Origin of the sequence: Actinokineospora sp. HUAS TT18 (genome assembly GCF_051364635.1) — a bacterium.
Taxonomy (GTDB): Bacteria; Actinomycetota; Actinomycetes; order Mycobacteriales; family Pseudonocardiaceae; genus Actinokineospora.
Genome location: NZ_CP195645.1, coordinates 1,879,268 through 1,898,046 on the forward strand (window position 1 = coordinate 1,879,268; position 18,779 = coordinate 1,898,046).

The window sequence follows — 18,779 nt, forward strand, 5'->3', positions numbered from 1 at the left end:
GTAGCGTGCGCACATGCAGTTGCCCTGGCGGGCCGCGCCGAAAGCCGCGACATCGGGCCCCCTCACCATGCTGGTGACGTTCATCGCGGCCCTGCTGCTCAGCTTCGTGGGCGCCGCGGCCGTCCTGCACGCCGACACCGCGGGCAGCGCCGCCGTCGCCTACCAGGCCGGTCGCCTCTGCGGCCAGACCGTCCCGCCGGTCGTCGACGCGAACCGGATCTCCGTCGCCGACGCCACCAAGGCACTCGACCTGGCCCGCGACCGCGCGCCCCGGCACGGCTTCCCCGAGGTCGTCGGCGCGGTCTACTCCCCCGTCCGCCAGTTCGACTTCAACGGCCCGCACCCGTGGTCCCAGTTCGGCTACCGCGACGGCGCCCTCGACCACCTCGACGTCATCGAGGGCGGCTCCCGCGACGGGCTGTGGGTGCCGCAGAGCATCGCCGAGACCGCCCGCCTCAAGCTCGGCGACCGCGGCCTGCACGGCACGCTGCCGCCGGTCACCGCGATCTACCGCGACCTCGCCGACCCCGTGTCCCCCTACTGGTGCGCCGAGCAGCAGCGCGTCGTGCCCAACCCGCTGGCCACCGAAGGCGCCACCGCGCCGGTCATCTGGTTCCCCGACCTGGACTCGTTCGCCGCCGCCATCGGCCCGATCGCGGGCTCGGCGGGCGGGCTGTCGATCCGATTCCCCAGCCCAATCCCGTCCACAGTGGACGAGGCGGCCGATCTCGCCACCCGCGGCCGGGCACTGGTCACCGACCTCAAGACCCAATCCGGCCTGACCACCAACACCTACTTCGCCAAGCCCGTCGAGGTCGCCCGCTCCGCCGCGACGACCGTGCGCGACGCGGTCCTGCCGCTCACCGTGATCAGCCTGCTCGTCGGCCTCGCCGGGATCGCCGCCGTCGCCATCCAGTGGACGCAGCGCAGGCGGGCCGAGGTGCGCCTGCTGTGGTCGCGCGGCGCGAGCCCGCTCGCCGTCGGCGGCCGGGCCGTGCTGGAACTGGCCGCGCCACTGCTCGTCGGCGCCGCCGCCGGGTTCGCCGCCGCCCGCACGACCCTGGCCTGGTACGCCCCGTCCACCGATCTCACCGCCGGCACCGGCACCCGCGCCGCACTCATCGTGGCCGGGGTCGCCGCCGCCGCGCTGGCCGTGATCACCGCGACCGTCGCCCTCCGCGTGCACCAGACCCTCCAGACGACCGGCGCGCCCCGCCGCCGGACCTGGACCCGCTGGCTTCCGTGGGAGCTGGTGACGGCGGTGCTCGCCTACCTCGCCTGGGCGCACCTCGAATCCACCCCGACCCGCCTCGCGTTCGGCCAACCGCTGCCCGAGAGCCCGGACGCGGTCGGCCTGGCGTTCCCCCTGCTCGTCGTCCTCACCATCGCCCTCGCCACGGTCCGCCTGACCCGCTGGGCGCTGCGCGCGGCCCACCGGCTGCGGCTGTGGCGCGCGCCCGCCGTGCACCTCGCGGTCCGCAGGCTCTCCGCGGCGGCCGGGTCGGCCGTCGGGATCGTGCTGGTCGGGGTGCTCGCCGTCGGCACGCTCACCGTCGGCGTCGGGGTCGCCGACGCGCAGCGCGACGCGCTGGACACCAAGTCGGGCCTGTTCGTCGGCGCCGAGTCCAGCGCCCAGATCCCCGAGCGGGTCGCCCGCGCGGGCCTGCCCGCCGACATCGCCGCGCACGCCACCGTGGTCGGCGTGGTCAAGTCCAACAACGGCGTCGTGCTCGCGGTCGACCCGGCCACCTTCACCCGCGGCGCCTGGCTCGGCGACCGCGACCCGGACACCGTCCACACCCAACTCGCCCAGCTCACCGCCCCGAACAGCGCGCTGCGCGTCGGGTCCACACCGGACACCGACCAGGCGATCCCCCGCGTCGGCACGCTGCACCCGGTCGGCCACGTCGCCTCGTTCCCGCTGGTCGGCACCGGCCGGGGCTACGTCGTCTCCGCCGCCGCCCTGCCCGACACCGCCGAGATCGACGTGTGGCAGGTGTGGTCCGCCGAGCCGGTCGACACCCTGCTGGCCAAGCTCGACGCCGCCGGGATCCACCGCCTGCACGCGCAGGGCAAGCTCCGCGCACTCGACGGACTGCCGTTCCTCACCGTCACCTGGACCTTCGACTTCGTCGCCGCGCTCGGCGTGGTCCTCGCCGTGGTCGCCGCCGCCGCGCTGGCCCTGGCCGTCGAGGTCCGGCGCAGGCAGAACGCGCTGGCCGGGTCCCTGGCCCGGCGGATGGGCCTGACCCCGCGCACGCTCGTGGCCAGCCATCTCGTCGAGTTCGGCGCCCTGGCGGGGCTGTCGGTCCTCGCGGGCGGCGCGGCGGGCTGGAGCTGCGCGGCGGTGTCGGCGCCGCTGCTGGACCCGTCGCCGTGGCTGCGCCCGGTCGCGGCGGCACCCGACCTGCGGTCGCTGGCCGCGGTGACCGTCGCGGGCGCCGCACTGGTAGTGGCCTTGGTCTGCTGGTCGGCGGTGCGGTCGGTGACCACCGCCCGAGTCGGGGAGCTGATCCGTGGCTGAGCTGTTCACCCTGACGTCGGTGCATGTGGAATACCCGACGCCCACGGGCCCGGTCCCCGCCGTGGAGGACGTGACATTCGAGGTCCCCGCCGCCGGACTCACCGTCCTGGCAGGCCCGTCGGGTTCCGGCAAGTCGACCCTGCTGCGCGTCATGGGCCTCATCGACCGCCACACCAGCGGCACCCTGACCCTCGACGGCGCCGACGTCGGCCCCCTGTCGCACCGCCGACGCCGCGCGATCCGCCGCGACCGCATCGCCATGGTCTTCCAGAGCCCACCGGACAACCTGATCGGCCACCTCACCGTCGGCGGCAACCTGCGCGCCGCGGCCCAGTCCGCGGGCCGCGGCGGCGCCCCGGACATCCTCGACTGGCTCGGCATTCCGGGAACGAAGTGCTGGAAGGTGAGCGCGCTGTCGGGCGGGCAGCAGCAGCGGCTCGCGTTCGGCTGCGCGCTGGCCCGCGAACCCGGCGTCGTACTGGCCGACGAGCCCACCTCGCAGCTCGACTCCGCCTCCGCCCACCTCGTGCTCGACGTGATCGACCGGCTGGTCGCCCGCGGTGTCCCCGTGGTGGCCGCGTCGCACGACGACGAGCTGATCGACCGAGCCGACCACGTCGTCCGCCTGCACGAAGGGAGGCTCGCGTGAGCGTGCGCGGCACCGGTCTCGTTCGGACCTTCGACCACCCCGAAGGCCCGATCCACGTCCTGCGCGGCGCCGACCTGGCCGTCGAGCCGGGCGAACTCGTCACCGTCTCCGGGCGGTCCGGGTCGGGCAAGAGCGCGCTGTTCGCCATCCTGTGTGGATTCGACACCCCCGACGCGGGCGGCGTCGAACTCAACGGCACGCCCCTGACCTCACCGCCGACGTGGCGCGACTGCGCCGTGCTCCCCCAAGCCATGGGCTTGGCCCAGGAGCTGACTCTGGCCGAGAACGTCGCGCTTCCCCTGCGGCTCACCGGCACCCGCGACCCGGACGTCCAGTCGCTTTTGGACAGTCTGGGGATCGGCGCGCTGGCCGACCGCTACCCGCCCGAGGTCTCCTTCGGCCAGCAGCAGCGGGCCGCGCTCGCCCGCGCGCTCAGCGTCCAACCGCGCGTCCTGCTCGCCGACGAACCCACCGCGCACCTCGACCACGGCAGCGTCCCCGCCGTGCTCGCCCTGCTCCGCCGCGCCGCCCAGGACGGGGCCGCGGTCCTCGTCGCCACACACCACGACGAGGTGCACGCGATCGCCGACCGCGGGCTCGTGCTGACCGACGGCGTGCTGCATCCCGGATGATCGTTAGACTGTTCGGTGATGCGGCGGTATCGATGGTGGGTCGGATCCGCGCTGTTCCTGGTGATCCTGCTGGTCGGCGCGTTCCTCGTGGTGGGCAACAACCCCGCGCCCGCGCCCGGCCCCCCGGTCGGCGTGCCGCGGGTGCTGGTGTCCCTCGGCGACTCCACGATCTCCGGTGAGTCCGCGGGCGACTACGACGAGGGCACCGACGGCGAGGACGGCAACTGGTGCCACCGCTCGCGCAACGCCACCATCCACCACACCGACCTGTTCGGCATCGACGACACGGTCAACTTCGCCTGCTCCGGCGCGCCGTCGGCCCAGGTCGCGCTCGGCGAGACCACCCAGTACACCGAGGGCTCCCAGGCGCGCAGGCTCGGCGCGCTGGCCAGGCAGAAGCGGGTCGTGGCGGTGCTGGTGTCGGTCGGCGCCAACGACGACCCCGGCTTCGGCCGCGTGCTCGACGCCTGTGTGCAGGCATGGTTCGACAAGAACAAGCCAGGCTGCGCCGAAGCCACCGGGAAGGACTGGCCGGGCAAGGTCGACGCGATGGTCCCGAAGGTCAAAGCCGCCATCGACGACATCCGCAAGGTCATGGGCGACGCAGGCTACCAACCGACCGACTACCAGCTCGTCCTCCAGTCCTACGCCGCGCCGATCAGCCCCGACGCACTGGAGTCGCTGCGCAACCTCAACGGCTGCCCGTTCCGCGACGAAGACCTGCGCTGGGTACGTGAGTCGGCGGTCCCCCTGCTCACCGAGGGCATCCGCCGCGTGGCCCGGGAGACGGGAGTGCGGTTCCTCGACCTGTCCCGTGCGGGCCTGGGCCGGGAGGCGTGCGCGCGGGAGGACGCGTCGCAGGAGTGGTTCAGCAGGCTGTCGGTGCGCTGGGCTGATTTGCAGGACGACGCCCGCGCCACCCACGCCCTGCAGGAATCGTTCCACCCCAACGCCGCCGGACACGCCGCGTTCGGCCGCTGCCTCGGCGAATTCCTCGCCACCTCCGACCGCGCCGCCGCCTGCCTCCCCGGCGACACCGGCGACCTCCACGCGGCCACCAGCATCGGTCCGTGAGGTCAGTGGGTCTTGCCCCACTCCTCCTGCTTGCGCTCGAAATCGGCCCACACCTCGGCCGGGAACAGCTCCTTGGTGTACTCGTGGACCACATCGAACTGGCCCTGGCTCTCGCGGCTGCGCCCCGGGGTGGACTCGTAGGTCGTGCCGTCGATCGTGGCGCGCACCTTCATGGTGGGGCCACCAATCGCCCAGTCGTCGTTGTACTGATCCGACTCGAACCCACCGGACGAGCGCACCTTGTCGTAGAAGGTGGCCTTGGCCTCGGCCGTCACCGGCACGGTCGCCGTCCACGGCTGGGTGGACTGGTCGTAGCCCGGCCGCCACGCGACCGTGGCCTCCCCGCCGGTCAGCGTCACGGTCCACTCGTAGTGGTGCGGCGGAGGGGTCGACCCCGACCGGACCTCGACCGTGGCGGTGAAATCGTCGGGCATCGCCGAGGGCGGGCCGGACGAGCACGCCGTCGTCACCAACAGGACCAAGGCCGATACCAACACACGCATGTCCATGTGACGCACTCGCCGGCTCGTGGTTCCCCCACTGGGCGGGACCAGGCGCTGTCAGGCAAGTCCGGCACACGCTATCGGCGCCCGGGCGGCCCCTGGCCGGATCACCGATCCCGCGCACCGGACTTGCCTGACAGCGCCTAGGCTGCAGATCATGTCCACCACCGCGACCCCGTCCCTGCTGCGCGAACGGCTCGACCGGGCCAGGGCCACCGCCCAGGCCGCGGGTATCGACGCCCTCGTGGTCGCGCCCGGGACGGATCTGACCTACCTGATCGGCGGCACCGGTCACTCCTTCGAGCGACTCACCTGCCTGGTCGTCGCCGACGAGGTCGTGCTGGTCGTGCCGAAGCTCGAAGCGCCCGGCTACGCCCACCTGCCCACCGCCGACCTCGGCGTGCGGATCGCCACCTGGGTCGACGGGGAGAACCCGTACGCGATGGTCGCCGAGTTGGTCGGCCAGGCCCCGCAGGTCGGCATCGGCGACATGCTGCCCGCCCTGCACGTGCTGGCCCTGCGCGACGCGATGCCGTCGGCGCGGCAGGTGCTGGCCGGGCCGGTTCTCAGCGCGCTGCGGATGCGCAAGGACGCCGCCGAGATCGCCGGGCTGCGCGCCGCGGGTGCCGCCATCGACCGCGTCCACGCCAGGATGGGCGAGTGGCTGCGGGCGGGCCGCACCGAACGCGAGGTCGGCGCCGACATCGCCGCCGCGATCGTCGCCGAGGGGCACACGCGCGCCGAGTTCGTCATCGTCGGCTCCGGACCCAACGGCGCCAGCCCCCACCACGAGCAGTCGGACCGGGTCATCGAGCCCGGCGACGTCGTGGTCGTCGACATCGGTGGCCCGATCGCCGACGGCTACAACTCCGACAGCACCCGCACCTACGCCGTCGGCGAGCCGCGCGACGCCGACGTACTCGACACCTACGCGATCCTCCAACGCGCCCAACAGGCCGCCGTCGACTTCGTCCGGCCGGGCGTCACCGCCGAGCAGGTCGACGCGGCGGCCCGCGAGGTCATCGCCGACGCCGGGTTCGGCGAGTTCTTCATCCACCGCACCGGCCACGGCATCGGCTTGGACGTGCACGAGGACCCGTACATCGTCGCGGGCAACGACCGCGTCCTGGAGCCGGGGATGGCGTTCAGCATCGAGCCGGGCATCTACCAGCCGGGCCGGTGGGGCGCGCGGATCGAGGACATCGTGGTGGTCACCGAGACCGGCGTCGAGCCACTGAACAACCGCCCTCACGAATTGGTGGTGTTGCCGGCATGAGCGAGCTTGCGAGCGGATCAATGACACAGTGCGCAGGCGACCTTCACCGAGCGTGCGAGGTGAATCGATGAGCGTCGCTGATGGGGAACTGGAGCCGATCGACAAGGCGATCGTGCGCGAACTGTCGGCCGACGGCCGGTGCAGCTTCACCGACCTGGCCGAGCGCGTCGGGCTGAGCGTTTCCGCTGTCCACCAGCGGGTTCGCAGGCTGGAGCAGCGCGCGGTGATCCGCGGCTACTCGGCGAGGCTGGACGTCGAGGCGATCGGCCTGCCGCTGACCGCGTTCATCTCGCTGACCCCGATCGACCCGGCCGCCCCGGACGACTACCCGTCCCGGCTGGAGCACATCCACGAGATCGAGTCGTGCTACTCGGTCGCGGGCGACCACTCGTATGTCCTGCTGGTCCGCGTCGGCTCCCCCGCGAACCTGGAGGACCTGCTGCGCAAGATCCGCGAGGCGGCGAAGGTGTCGACCAGGACCACGGTCGTGCTGTCGACGCCGTATGAGGGCCGCTCACCCGCGCTTTAGCGCGAACGTCGCGACCAGCAGGCCGGGGACGGGCTCGACCGTGCCCGTCCTGGCGAACCCGGCGCGCTCGTAGAGGGTGATCGCGGGCAGGTTGTCGGCCCCGGTGGACACCGTGACGTCGCCCTCGGTGCGCGCGAGCAGCTCGGTGACCAGCGCGGAACCAAGGCCGCGCCGGAACCAGTCGGGGTCGACGCACAGCCGGTCGATGTCCACCCCGTCGGTGTCGGTCCAGGCGACGAACGCGACCGGCACACCGTCGGCGCGGCAGCCCAGCCACCGCAGCGGCTTGGCGCGCACCTCGGCGACCGACTCGTGCAGGGCCGGGATGTCGTGGCCGATCAGTTCGGACTCGACCCGGTAGGCGCGCAAGCCCACGCGGTGCACCGCCGCCGCGGTCGCGTCGTCGGACAGGTCGAGGGGCTCGGGTCGCATCGGGTAGTTCTACCGCGCCACGACCTCCGGCTTCGCGTCCATTTCCCGCCACACCGGGAACAGCGCCGGACACAGCGTCGCCAGCAGGTAAATCACCCCGGCCGCGATCAGCGTCGCGTCGAGCCCGGCGACCTCCACCGCCAGCCCGGCCACGACCGCCCCGACCGGCGCGCCGACCAGCACCGCCGCGGTGATCACGCCCAGCACCATCGGCCGCACCTCGTCGGGGATCCGCTCGTACTCGACGACGCCGAGGATCGGGTTGATCGCCCCGCACAGCAGCCCGGACACGGCCATGACCACCAGGATCGTCGCCAGCCCAGGTTCGGCGGCCATCACGAAGTACCGCGGCGCGCCGACGGCGAGGAACGCCACCGTGTAGGTGATCCGCCGCGGCAGCCGGATCCCCAGCCACGCGTAGAGCATCGTGCCCGCCATCGCCGCGCCGCCGAACACGCCGCCGATGAGTCCTAACGCGACACTGCTGTGCAGGATGTCGTTGGCGTAGACCGGGATCAGCACCGAGGCCAGCGCCGCGTCGAGCAGGTTGGTGACCATGACCATCACCATGATCGCCAGCATCAGCCTGTCGCCGCGCAGATAGGCGAACCCGCGCCGCATCCGCTCGCGGTAGCCGCCCTCGCTCTCCTCGGCCGTACCCACCTCCGGCACCAGCAGCCCGATGATCAGCGCCGACACCAGGAACGTGCCCGCGTCGACCAGCAGCACCTGTTGCGCGCCGAACACCGCGATCAGCACACCGGCCAGCGGCGCGCCGACCATGCGCGCGCCCCGGCTGACCCCGTCGTAGGCACTGGACGCGCGTTCGGCCGACACCCCCGACGCGGTGATCAGCGACGCCATCATCGCCCACCGCGCCGTCTCCCCCGGCGCCCGCGTCAGACCGAGCAGTGTCGCCAAAGCCAGCAGGACCCCGAAGTGCAGCCCGCCCACCGCGTACAGCGCCGGGATCGCGGCCACCACGACCGCGGCGGCCAGGTCGGACACGACGCTGCTGCGCCGCCTGCCCATCCGGTCGATCACCGGCCCGCCGAGCAGCGCCGCGACGACCGCGCCCGCGACCTCGACGCCGGCGACCAGGCCGGTGCGGGCGGGGCTGCCGGTGGTCTGCAGGACGAACCACGGGACGGCCAGGAAGGTCATCGTCGTCCCGCACACCGACAACGCGTTGGCCCCGAGCAGCGCGACCAGGGGAACCCGGGTCACGACAGGTTCTCCTCACGCAGCGGGTACGCCTGGAACTGGATCGCGACCTGCTGGTCACCCGGCCTGCGTTCGCGCCGGTAGCGCTCGACCACCGCCTCGATGTCGGCGAAAAAGCGCTTCGCCTCCTCCGGCACCATCGGCAGCGCCCAGTCCGACATGTCCGACGTGTGCCGCCACGGCTCGTCCCACGTGTGCCGCGAGCGGATGAACTCCACCGCGCGCTCGCGATAGCCGTCGAGGATGTTGGTCATGTAGGTGACGTAGGCGTCCTGGACCTCCGGGTCCGGCGACAGCACCTGCTCCCGCACCGTCGTGTAGTCCTGTGCCGCCCGCCACCACCGGTCGCGCCGGTTGCCGCGCTCGGTGTCCTCCTCGATGAACCCGGCGTCGGCCAGCTGACGCAGGTGCCAGCTCGTGGTCCCCGAGCTCTCCCCCACGCGCTGGGCCAGCCCGGACGCCGTCGCCGGGCCGTGCAGCCGCAGCAGACCCAGCATCCGCTGGCGCAGCGGGTGGGCCAGGACTTTGAGGCCCTCGACGTTGACGTGGTGGTAGGTCGGCTCAGCCATGCCACCCACACTAGATTGCAGAGACTTCTTTGCAAAGAGGTCTCTGCGATCGTTTTGTGGCAGGCTGCACGTCGTGAGCGGACCTCTCGTGCTGCTGGATTCGGCCGGGCTGTACTTCCGGTCGTTCTACGCCCTCCCCGAGTCCATGACCTCCCCCGACGGCCAGCCGGTCAACGCCGTGCGCGGTTTCGCGGGCATGGTCGCCCAGATCATCACCGAGCGCCGCCCCTCCCGGCTGGTCGCCTGCCTCGACGCCGACTGGCGGCCCGCCTTCCGCGTCGCCGCGATCCCCAGCTACAAGGCCCAGCGCGTCGCCGACCCGGTGAACAACATCGAGGAGGTGCCCGACTCGCTCACCCCGCAGGTCCCGATCATCATGGAATTGCTCGACGCCGTGGGCATCTGCATGGCGGGCGCCCCCGGCTACGAGGCCGACGACGTCATCGGCACCCTGGCCGACCGCGAGACCGTCGACCCGGTCGAGGTCATCACCGGCGACCGCGACCTGTTCCAGTGCGTCCGCGACACCCCCACGACCGTCCGGGTGATCTACGTCGGCCGCGGCTGGTCGAAGGCGGAGACGATCGGCCCCAGCGAACTCGCCACGAAGTACGGCCTGCCCGAACGCGGATCGGCCTACGCCGACATGGCCGTCCTGCGCGGCGACCCGTCCGACGGGCTGCCGGGCATCGCGGGCATCGGCGAGAAGACCGCGGCCAAGCTGATCACCAAGTTCGGCTCACTGGCCGCGCTCGTCGAGGCCGCCGAGGCGGGCAGCAAGGACGTTCCCCTGCGGGTCAAGGCCGCTTTCGCCGAGGACGCCGCCTACCTGGCCGCCGCCCCCAAAGTGGTCGCCGTGGCGACGGACGCGCCGCTGCAGGTGCGCGGCGAGGAGAAGCTGCCGACCTCGGTGGCCGACCTGGAGCGAGTGCGCGAACTGCAGGAACGCTGGGACCTCGGCGCGCCGGTGGACCGGCTGATCAAGGCCATCAGCGGATAGCGAAACGCCGCGGGCGCGTGACCGGATCGGTCACGCGCCCGCGGGAAGCTCGAAGCTACTTGTCGCTCGGGGGAGCGACCTCGTACTCGCCGTTGGTCTCGGTCTTGACCGTGATGTTGATGGTCTTGTCCTCGCCCGCGATCTTGGCCGTGCAGGTGAACTGCGCGCCCTTCTTGACCTCCTGCTTCGCCGGGCAGGTGACCGACTCGACCTTCTCGATGTTGTACTTGTCGGTCAGGATCGACTTCACGCCGTCCTGGATCGCCGACTGGTCGAAGACCTTGGTGTTGAACCAGCCCGGCGTGATGAAGCCCAGCACGCCGACCGCGCCGACGGCGAGGACCACGACGGTGACCAGGATCCAGACCCAGGCGTTGCCCTTCTTCGCGGGCGCCGAGCCCGGGTAGCCGCCCATGGGCTGCTGGTAGCCGGGCTGCTGGCCATACGGGTTCTGCGGCTGCTGGTAGCCGCCGCCCATCGGGTACTGCTGGGTGGGCTGGTAACCGCCAGGCTGGCCGTACGGGTTCTGCTGCTGCGGCGGCGGGTAGCCACCGGGCTGCGCCGGGAACCCGCCGGACGGAGTGCCCGGGGTGGGCCCGCCACCGTAGGGCTGCTGCCCCCACTGCTGCTGCGGGTCATTACCACCGGACGGCCCGTAAGGGCTGCTCATGTCTCGCCTCCGCCTGATCGAGGTCGCGCGCCCAATGCCCGAACACAGGACACCTCTGCGCGCGATCCAACCACAGCCGAGCCCCGGACCCTACCCCGACCGCCCAGCGTGTCCCACAAAACCCGTTCAGCCCAGCGATCACCGGTGATCACGCCGTGGCCAGCGCGACCACGCCGCGGCGGATCGCCTTGACCGCCTCGGCGGCCGTGGCGCCCACCGGCTGGTGTTCGCCGACGACGTCGCGGATCTGGTCGAGCAGATCGATGACCTGCCTGCACCAGCGCACGAAATCACCCGCCGACAGCTCCTGGCCCGCCGAGTCCGCCGCCGTGATGACCTTCTCCAACGACTCGCCGCGCGCCCAGCGGAACACCGTCCACGCGAACCCGGGGTCGGGCTGGCGCGTGCGGTCGAGCCGGTGGTGACGCTCGTCGCTCTCCAGTTCCGCCCACAGCCGGGCCGTGGCCACCAGCGCGGCCTCGACCGCGCCGCCGGGCACCCGGGGCTCCAGCGGGCCGTCGCGGCGGGCCTCGAACACCAGGGCCGAGACCACCGCGGCCAGCTCAGCCGGGCCGAGGTCGTCCCACACGCCGTTGCGCAGGCACTCCGCGGCCAGCAGGTCGGACTCGCTGTAGAAGCGGGCCAGGCGCTTGCCGTGCTCGGTGACGACCTGCTCGCCCTGCTTCTCGCCCTTGCCCGGCGCGAGGTAGCCGCGCTCGGCCAGCAGGCCGCGGATGCGGTCGAACGCCCTGGCCAGCGAGTGCGTCGTGGCCGCGACCTTGCGCTCGACCTGCTCGGTCTCCGACAACAGCCGCTGGTAGCGCTCCGCCCAGCGCGCGTGGTTCTCGCGGTCCTGGCAGCCGTGGCACGGGTGCGCGCGCAGCGCGCGCCGGGCCGCCGCCAACTCGGCGTCGTCGTCGGTGCCCGTGCGGCGGCGCTGGCGGGCGGGCAACTCGATCCCGGCCGCGCGCAGCGTCGAGGCCAGATCCCGCCGCGACCGCGGCGAGCGCACGTCCACCTGCTTGGGCAGGCGCACCCGGCCCAGCGCCGTCACCGGATTCGGGAAGTCCGACACCGACAGCCGACCGGCCCAGCGGTCCTCGGTGACGACCAGCGGCCGCGGCTCGCCCATCGGGTCCAGGCCAGGGTCGATCACGATGGCCAACCCCGACCGGCGACCCGCGGGCACCGCGATCACGTCGCCCTTGCGCAGCTGCTCCAGCGAGTGCGCCGCCTCGGCCCGCCGCGCGGCGCTGTTCTGCCGCGACAGGGCCTTCTCCCGGTCCGAGATCTGCTTGCGCAGCGCGGCGTACTCGCTGAAATCGCCCAGGTGGCACGTCATCGATTCGGCGTACCCGGCCAGCGCCTCCCGGTTGCGCTCCACGCGCCGCGACAGCCCCACGACCGAGCGGTCGGCCTGGAACTGCGCGAACGACTGCTCCAGGATCTCCCGCGCCTGCGCCGCACCGAGCCGGTCGACCAGGTTGACCGCCATGTTGTAGCCCGGCTTGAACGACGACTTCAGCGGATACGTGCGCGTCGAGGCCAGGCCCGCGACCTGCTTCGGGTCGAGCCCCGGCTGCCAGACCACCACGGCGTGACCCTCGACGTCGATCCCGCGCCGCCCCGCCCGGCCGGTGAGCTGCGTGTACTCCCCCGGCGTCAGCTCGACGTGGGCCTCGCCGTTGTACTTGACCAGCTTCTCCAGCACGACCGTGCGCGCGGGCATGTTGATGCCCAGCGCCAGCGTCTCGGTCGCGAACACGGCCTTGACCAGGCCGCGCAGGAACAGCTCCTCCACGGTCTCCTTGAACGCGGGCAACAGCCCGGCGTGGTGTCCGGCGAACCCGCGCTCCAGCGCCTCCCGCCACTCCCAGAACCCGAGCACCGTCAGGTCGCCGTCGGGCAGCTCGCGGGTCTTGGAGTCGACGATCCGGCGCACCTCGGCGGCCTCGTCCTCGGTGTTGAGGCGCAGCCCCGACCGCACGCACTGCGACACCGCGGCCTCACAACCCGCCCGGCTGAACACGAACACGATCGCGGGCAGCAGCCCCTGCGAGTCGAGCCGCTCGATCACCTCGATCCGCGACGGCGGCTTGAACCGCGGCCCACCCCGCTGCCCCGACGCCCGGCCACCCCGCGCCCGCGGCCCGTGCCACGGCGCGTGCGACCGGCCGACCTCCTCGGCGCGGCGCACCAGGTGCGGGTTGATGTGCAGCTCGGAGCCGCTGTGGTCGTCGCCCGCGAACAGGTCGAGCAGGCGGTTGCCGACCAGCATGTGCTGCCACAGCGGCACCGGCCGGTGCTCGTCGACCACGACCGTCGTGTCGCCCCGCACCGCCACCAGCCACTCGCCGAACTCCTCGGCGTTGCTGACCGTCGCCGACAGCGACACCAGGTTGACCCACTCCGGCAGGTGCAGGATCACCTCTTCCCACACCGCGCCGCGGAACCGGTCGGCCAGGTAGTGGACCTCGTCCATCACCACGTAGCCGAGCCCGTCGAGCGCGGAGGACCGCGCGTAGAGCATGTTGCGCAGGACCTCGGTCGTCATCACCACGATCGGCGCGTTGCCGTTGACCGACGTGTCGCCAGTGAGCAGGCCGACGGACTTCGGCCCGTAGCGGGCCGTCAGATCGGCGAACTTCTGGTTCGACAGCGCCTTGATCGGCGTGGTGTAGAAGCACTTGCGGCCCTCGGCGAGCGCCAGGTGGACCGCGAACTCGCCGACCACCGTCTTCCCCGCGCCGGTGGGCGCGCACACGAGGACCCCATGGCCCCCTTCCAGGGCGACGCACGCGTCGGCCTGGAACGGGTCGAGGTCGAAACTCAGCTCGCCTGCGAACTGCGCGAGCTTGGGGCTGCTCACCCGGCGACGGGAGGCCGCGTACGCCTCAGCCGGGGTGCGGGATACGGACACAACCAAAGACTTCCATATCGGACCGACAGACGTCGCCCGTTATCCACAGGGCGCGGTCACGTGACGTCGTCGTAGTCCTTGCCCAGCTCCGACAGCGGCCTGGCGGGCTCCACCTTCGGCGCGCTCAGGTCCAGCGGCGTCGCCTCGTCGTCGCTCAGGCCCGCCGCCAGGTCAGCGGCTTCGCGCTTGGCCTTGCGCTTGTCGTGGATCCGGGCGACCTGCACGGCCAGCTCGAACAGCAGTGTCATCGCGACGGCCAGCGCGATCATCGACACCGGGTCGGTGCCCGGTGTGGCGAACGCGGCGAAGATGAACAGGCCGAAGATGATCCCGCGGCGCCAGCGCTTCAGGTTCGCGTACGGGAGGACGCCGACCATGTTGAGCATGATCACCAGCAGCGGCATCTCGAAGCTCACGCCGAAGATCAGCAGCATGACCAGCACGAACGAGATGTAGTCCGTGGCGTTCAGCGCGGTGATGAACGCGTCGCCGCCGAAGCTGACGAGGACCTCGAGGCCCTGCGGGATCACGAGGAAGGCCAGCACCGCACCCGCGGCGAACAAGATCGAGGCGAAGAACACGAAGATGTACGCGAACTTGCGCTCCCGCGAGTACAGCCCGGGGGTGATGAACGCCCACAACTGGTACAGCCACAGCGGGGCGCTCACGACCATGCCCGCCGCGATGCCGACCTTGAAGTTGACCATGAAGGCTTCGAACGGCTTCGTCTGGAACAACTGGCACTTCTCGTTCGGCGAGAACCGGACGTCGGCGGGCAGTTCGCAGTACGGGCCCAGCAGCACCTTGCTCAGCGAGGGAATCGGCCCGATGTCCCACATGAACCACAGGAACCCGAAAACACCGCCCGCCAGGATCGACAGAATCGCCAAACCCAGCCTGTTACGAAGCTCGTACAGGTGATCCTTCAAGGACATAGTGCCGTCGGGATTGTGCCGACGACTGCGGATCTTCCGCTTCTCGCGACGGCTTTCATCCCGGCGGGGCGTATCACGCACCACCGTGCGAACCGTTCCTCTCAGCTCGCGTTCTTGTGCGGCTGGCTCTGCTGTCCGAGCTTGCTCTGCAGTTCATCGATCTGCTTCTGAAGCTGCTCGGGAGTCTGCTGCGGCGCGGCGGCCGGGAGCTGCTGCGGAGCCGGGGCCTCGGCCTGCTTGGCCTCGTCGCCCTTCTCGTCCTCGCGCATGCCCTTGGTCTCCGCCTTGAGGATGCGCATGGACTGCCCGAGCGAGCGAGCCATGGCGGGCATCTTCCTCGCACCGAACAGCAGCACGATCACCACTGCGATGATGAGGATTTCCCACGGTCCAAGATTCACGGCCGTCCTCCTGTCTGCATTCGCCTTGTCGATGGTACGCGCCCGGCGGACCGCTTCCGTTCGGCGATCGCGACCCGCAGCGCCGCGGACCTGGCCTTGAGCAGCCCGGTCTCGTCACTGAAGGACGCCTTCGCCGTCCCGAGGACGGCCCGCACCCGACCCAGCCCATTAACCAGGCGGACCAGAGTTAATACAAGCAGCACAAGCCCTGCCAGGGCTAGTACCGCGGTTGGCAGGTACGGCACGGTGAAACCCTACCGGGTGACCGGCCCGAGTCCGCACAGCCGGGAGCGTGACATCAGGTGGACGCCAGGTAACGATCAATCCGACGCACCGCGGCTTCTGCCTGGGAGCGCAGTTCGTCGGCCAGATGCGCCGGCTCCTCCACCGTGACCTCGCCGCCGAGGCCCAGCAGGAGCCGCACGATCCACGACGTGTCCGCGTACCGCATCGACACCCGCAGCCGTCCGGCGCCGAGTTCCTCGACGTCCTCCACCGGGTAATACTCCGAGATCCACCGCGCGTCCGGCTCGAGGACGAGTCGAGCGACCGACTGGTCGGGCGCGGCCCGGAACAGGCCCGCGGAGACATCGGTCGGCTCGGCGTAGGGCGGGGGCGCGGCGGGCTCGTCGAGCACGGTCAGGTCGTCGATCCGGTCGAGCCGGAACAGCCGGACCGCCTCGGCGCGCCTGCACCAGGCCTCCAGGTACCCGCGGCCCTCGACGATCAGCACCCGCATCGGGTCGACCGTCCGCTCGGTCATCTCGTCCTTGGACGCGGTGTAGTACGCCATCCGGATGGCCCGGCCCGCCTGCAGCGCGGCCTGGACCATCTCGCGGACCTTGACCGTCTCGGCGGCCTCCCGCACGCCCAGGCCCACCGCCACGCCCGCCGGTTGCGCCTGGCCCGCGGCCACTTCGATCTTGGCGACGGCCCGCCGGATCGCGTCGGCGTCGACCACGCCCGGGGTGTCGACCAGCGCCCGCAGCGCGACGAGCAAGGCGGTGGCCTCGGCGCCGGTGAGCCGCAGCGGCCTGCTCATGCCCGCGTCGAAGGTGACGGTGACGGTGTCCTCGTCGAAGGAGATGTCGATCAGGTCGCCCGGGCCGTAGCCGGGCAGACCGCACATCCAGAGCAGCTCCAGGTCCTTGCGCAGCTGCTTGGTGGTGACCTCGAAGTCGGCGGCGGCCTCCTCGATGCGGATGCCGGGCCTGGCCAGCAGATACGGCACCAGCGCCAGCAGCCGGGGCAGGCGTTCCTGTGCGGCGGTCATCGCCCCTCCTCCGCCACGGCGATCAGCCGTTCCCGCACCGACTTGGCCAGCACCTCGGGCTCGATCACGACGACGTCGGCGCCATAGCCCGCGAGCCAGCCCGCCGCCGTGTCCGGGAAGCGCAACTCCAGCTCCAGGACGTCGCCGACGACGCCGTCGATCTCTTCCTTGCCGACCGTGGTCGCCCGCCGCCGCACCCCCGCGGCGCGGCCCTCGGCCACCCACACGCGGATGTTCGACGAGTGGACCGGCTCACCGCCGGTGTTGGCGACGAACTGCATCAGGTCGACGTTCTCCGGCCTGCGCACCTGCCCCGGCTTGCCCACCTTGCGGACCTCACCGACCACCCGCGACAACCGGAAACACCGCGGCGCCCCACGGTCGCGGTCGTGGCCCACGACGTACCAGCGACCCCGCCACGAGACGACACCCCACGGTTCGAGCACCCGCTCGGTGACCTCGGCGGGCGAGGGCTTGCGGTACCCGAACGCCACCGCCTGCCCGTCCTGCACCGCGGCGAGCAGCGGCGCGAACGCGGGCTCGGACGTACGGACCTTGGACTCGACAATCGCGGGCGCGGCCTGGTCGACATCCACCCCGGCCGCCCGCAACTTCAACAACGCCCCATGCGCGGCGCCGGTCAGCTGCGGGGAGTCCCACAGCCGCACGGCCAACGCGACAGCGGCGGCCTCGTCGGGCTCGAGGTCGATCTCACCAAGCTCATAATCCCGCCGCGCGATGCGGTAGCCGTCGACGGTGTCGAACACCGAGTTGCGGCCGACCTCCAACGGGATGCCGAGCTCACGCAGCTCGGTCTTGTCCCGCTCGAAGGTTCGGAAGAAGGCTTCATCAGTGGGCGCGTCGGAGTAGCCGGGGACGATCCCCCGAATCCGATCGGCGCTGAGATACTGGCGAGTCGACAGTAGGCACAGCACCAGGTTCACCAGACGCTCGGCGCGTGCAACGGACACCAGAGCACCTTAACGTGCCCACACCCTGCACCTTCACCCAACACACCGAACATGCGTGCGAATCCTCGCCGGCCCGCCCGCGCACAAGACGCCCCGCTCCCCTCCAGGCGTTTTTGCCCTCCGCCTCCCCATGGTGACCAGCCCCATCCCACCTGGCTTCATCCGATATCTTGATAGGGCATAGCGGATAGTGAGATCGATGGATGGCTAGGGGGATGATGAATGGAATGAGTGGTAGTAGGCAGCTGCGCGGACGCGGCAAGGCGCCGGGCAAGGCTGGGCGGATGCGGAAAGGCTGGGCACGGCGCGCGTGAGGCAGGGCTGGAGCGCGTGGGCGCGGCTGGGCACGCGACGGCATCGCCCAGGCGGGGCTATCCGCGACCACACCGCCAGAGGGGCACGTGCGGCCACAGCGGAACGCGGGCATGGCGACGAAGGACGGGTGGCCGGCGCAGCGCGTATGGCGACAAGGACGGGATGGTCGCCCAGGCAACGTGTCAGGACGGCGGGAGCGGGAGTATCGCGCCGAGGACGGATCTGTCGGGCGGCGGCAGCGCGGCGTGGGCGCCCCACGCAGGTGGGTGTCAGGCGGGCATAGCGGCGAGGACGGGGTGTCAGGGCGGCAGCAGGTAGCGCGGGTGGGTCAGCTTGGGCGGGTCAGGCGCCAGTGGACGTCCACCCCGTCCTCCCCCGACGTGATCGGCTCCTGGGGCGGCGACACCCTCGCCACCTCCACGAACCCCAACTTCCGCGGAATCGCCCCGCTCCGCGCGTTCGCCGTGTCGTGCACGATCTCCACGTACTCGACCTCAGGCATCCCGAAAGCCGCCGCCACAAGCAACGCGGCGGCCTCCAGCGCGGCACCCCGACCGACGTGATCCGGGTGCAGCCAGTACCCGATCTCCCAGCCACCCCGACGGAACATCAGCGCGCAACTGCCCGCCACCGCCCCGTCCACCGTGATCGAGTACGTGAACTCCGTCCCCGCCTCCCAGTTCTCCGACACCTCCGCCAAGTGCGCGCGCAGGCTGTCCTCGCTCACCCCCGCCGCGGCCCATGCCATCCACGGGCGCAAGTGCGGCAACGCGTCCAGGACCACCGGGTACAACTCGGCGAAGTCATCAGGCGTACGCCGGCGCAGGACGACGATCTCTCCGGTCAGGACAGCGGAAGGGCGGGCCATGCGGGGATGGTCCC

Annotated in this window: 19 protein-coding genes; 7 read left to right on the forward strand and 12 right to left on the reverse strand. The window is 71.6% G+C overall.

The window, feature by feature from the left end:
* Positions 1 to 13 precede the first annotated feature (13 nt).
* The 4 genes from ACSHT8_RS08245 to ACSHT8_RS08260 are packed head-to-tail and all read left to right on the forward strand — an operon-like array spanning position 14 to position 4,879.
* The gene (locus ACSHT8_RS08245) at positions 14 to 2,524 is read left to right on the forward strand and encodes an ABC transporter permease (RefSeq protein ID WP_436499307.1); all 2,511 of its coding nucleotides are present in this window, start codon (positions 14 to 16) and stop codon (positions 2,522 to 2,524) included.
* The gene (locus ACSHT8_RS08250) at positions 2,517 to 3,173 is read left to right on the forward strand and encodes an ABC transporter ATP-binding protein (protein WP_436499309.1); all 657 of its coding nucleotides are present in this window, start codon (positions 2,517 to 2,519) and stop codon (positions 3,171 to 3,173) included. The genes ACSHT8_RS08245 and ACSHT8_RS08250 overlap by 8 nt, the downstream gene beginning before the upstream one ends.
* 2 nt (positions 3,174 to 3,175) lie before the next feature.
* Complete coding sequence (locus ACSHT8_RS08255; protein ID WP_436502016.1) at positions 3,176 to 3,805, forward strand: ABC transporter ATP-binding protein; 630 nt, start codon at positions 3,176 to 3,178, stop codon at positions 3,803 to 3,805.
* Positions 3,806 to 3,823: 18 nt separating this feature from the next.
* On the forward strand, positions 3,824 to 4,879 hold the full coding sequence (locus ACSHT8_RS08260) for a GDSL-type esterase/lipase family protein (RefSeq protein WP_436499311.1): 1,056 nt from the start codon (positions 3,824 to 3,826) through the stop codon (positions 4,877 to 4,879).
* Positions 4,880 to 4,881: 2 nt separating this feature from the next.
* Here ACSHT8_RS08260 and ACSHT8_RS08265 read toward each other — a convergent pair whose 3' ends face one another.
* Positions 4,882 to 5,382, reverse strand: coding sequence for a hypothetical protein (locus ACSHT8_RS08265; protein WP_436499313.1), 501 nt, complete (start codon positions 5,380 to 5,382; stop codon positions 4,882 to 4,884).
* 157 nt (positions 5,383 to 5,539) lie between these two features.
* Between ACSHT8_RS08265 and ACSHT8_RS08270 the strand changes: the two genes are divergently transcribed.
* Together ACSHT8_RS08270 and ACSHT8_RS08275 are read left to right on the forward strand one after the other, a co-directional pair.
* Positions 5,540 to 6,658, forward strand: coding sequence for a M24 family metallopeptidase (locus ACSHT8_RS08270; RefSeq protein WP_436499315.1), 1,119 nt, complete (start codon positions 5,540 to 5,542; stop codon positions 6,656 to 6,658).
* 67 nt (positions 6,659 to 6,725) lie between these two features.
* Entirely contained in the window at positions 6,726 to 7,187 is a 462-nt protein-coding gene (locus tag ACSHT8_RS08275; RefSeq protein WP_436499317.1) for an Lrp/AsnC family transcriptional regulator, read from the forward strand.
* Here the strand turns inward: ACSHT8_RS08275 and ACSHT8_RS08280 are convergent.
* From ACSHT8_RS08280 to ACSHT8_RS08290, 3 genes are read right to left on the reverse strand one after another with little or no spacing between them, the layout of a single operon-like run.
* Complete coding sequence (locus ACSHT8_RS08280) at positions 7,173 to 7,619, reverse strand: GNAT family N-acetyltransferase (RefSeq protein WP_436499319.1); 447 nt, start codon at positions 7,617 to 7,619, stop codon at positions 7,173 to 7,175. The genes ACSHT8_RS08275 and ACSHT8_RS08280 overlap by 15 nt on opposite strands.
* A gap of 9 nt (positions 7,620 to 7,628) precedes the next feature.
* Positions 7,629 to 8,846, reverse strand: a complete 1,218-nt coding sequence (locus ACSHT8_RS08285; protein WP_436499321.1) for an MFS transporter — start codon at positions 8,844 to 8,846, stop codon at positions 7,629 to 7,631.
* Positions 8,843 to 9,412: a winged helix-turn-helix domain-containing protein gene (locus tag ACSHT8_RS08290; protein ID WP_436499323.1), complete on the reverse strand. Its 570-nt coding sequence runs from the start codon at positions 9,410 to 9,412 to the stop codon at positions 8,843 to 8,845. The genes ACSHT8_RS08285 and ACSHT8_RS08290 overlap by 4 nt, the downstream gene beginning before the upstream one ends.
* A gap of 73 nt (positions 9,413 to 9,485) precedes the next feature.
* Here ACSHT8_RS08290 and ACSHT8_RS08295 point away from each other — a divergent pair, with 73 nt between their 5' ends.
* On the forward strand, positions 9,486 to 10,412 hold the full coding sequence (locus tag ACSHT8_RS08295) for a 5'-3' exonuclease (protein ID WP_436499325.1): 927 nt from the start codon (positions 9,486 to 9,488) through the stop codon (positions 10,410 to 10,412).
* A gap of 55 nt (positions 10,413 to 10,467) precedes the next feature.
* Here the strand turns inward: ACSHT8_RS08295 and ACSHT8_RS08300 are convergent, their stop codons facing one another.
* From ACSHT8_RS08300 to ACSHT8_RS08335, 8 genes are all read right to left on the reverse strand, one after another.
* A complete protein-coding gene (locus ACSHT8_RS08300) occupies positions 10,468 to 11,082 on the reverse strand; it encodes a DUF4333 domain-containing protein (protein ID WP_436499326.1) in 615 nt (204 codons plus the stop codon).
* 148 nt (positions 11,083 to 11,230) lie between these two features.
* A complete protein-coding gene (locus ACSHT8_RS08305; RefSeq protein WP_436499327.1) occupies positions 11,231 to 14,002 on the reverse strand; it encodes a DEAD/DEAH box helicase in 2,772 nt (923 codons plus the stop codon).
* 56 nt (positions 14,003 to 14,058) lie between these two features.
* Positions 14,059 to 15,018: a twin-arginine translocase subunit TatC gene (gene tatC / locus ACSHT8_RS08310; RefSeq protein ID WP_436502017.1), complete on the reverse strand. Its 960-nt coding sequence runs from the start codon at positions 15,016 to 15,018 to the stop codon at positions 14,059 to 14,061.
* Between the two features lie 20 nt (positions 15,019 to 15,038).
* Positions 15,039 to 15,338 carry a Sec-independent protein translocase subunit TatA gene (gene tatA / locus ACSHT8_RS08315; protein WP_436499329.1) on the reverse strand — a complete coding sequence of 100 codons (300 nt, stop codon included), beginning with the start codon at positions 15,336 to 15,338 and terminating at the stop codon, positions 15,039 to 15,041.
* A complete protein-coding gene (locus ACSHT8_RS08320; protein ID WP_436499331.1) occupies positions 15,335 to 15,583 on the reverse strand; it encodes a bacteriophage holin in 249 nt (82 codons plus the stop codon). The genes tatA and ACSHT8_RS08320 overlap by 4 nt, the downstream gene beginning before the upstream one ends.
* A gap of 53 nt (positions 15,584 to 15,636) precedes the next feature.
* Positions 15,637 to 16,611, reverse strand: coding sequence for a helix-turn-helix transcriptional regulator (locus ACSHT8_RS08325; protein ID WP_436499333.1), 975 nt, complete (start codon positions 16,609 to 16,611; stop codon positions 15,637 to 15,639).
* The gene (locus ACSHT8_RS08330; protein ID WP_436499335.1) at positions 16,608 to 17,582 is read right to left on the reverse strand and encodes a helix-turn-helix transcriptional regulator; all 975 of its coding nucleotides are present in this window, start codon (positions 17,580 to 17,582) and stop codon (positions 16,608 to 16,610) included. Before ACSHT8_RS08330 ends, ACSHT8_RS08325 begins: the two co-directional genes overlap by 4 nt.
* A gap of 643 nt (positions 17,583 to 18,225) precedes the next feature.
* The gene (locus ACSHT8_RS08335) at positions 18,226 to 18,765 is read right to left on the reverse strand and encodes a GNAT family N-acetyltransferase (RefSeq protein ID WP_436499337.1); all 540 of its coding nucleotides are present in this window, start codon (positions 18,763 to 18,765) and stop codon (positions 18,226 to 18,228) included.
* Positions 18,766 to 18,779: the final 14 nt, after the last annotated feature.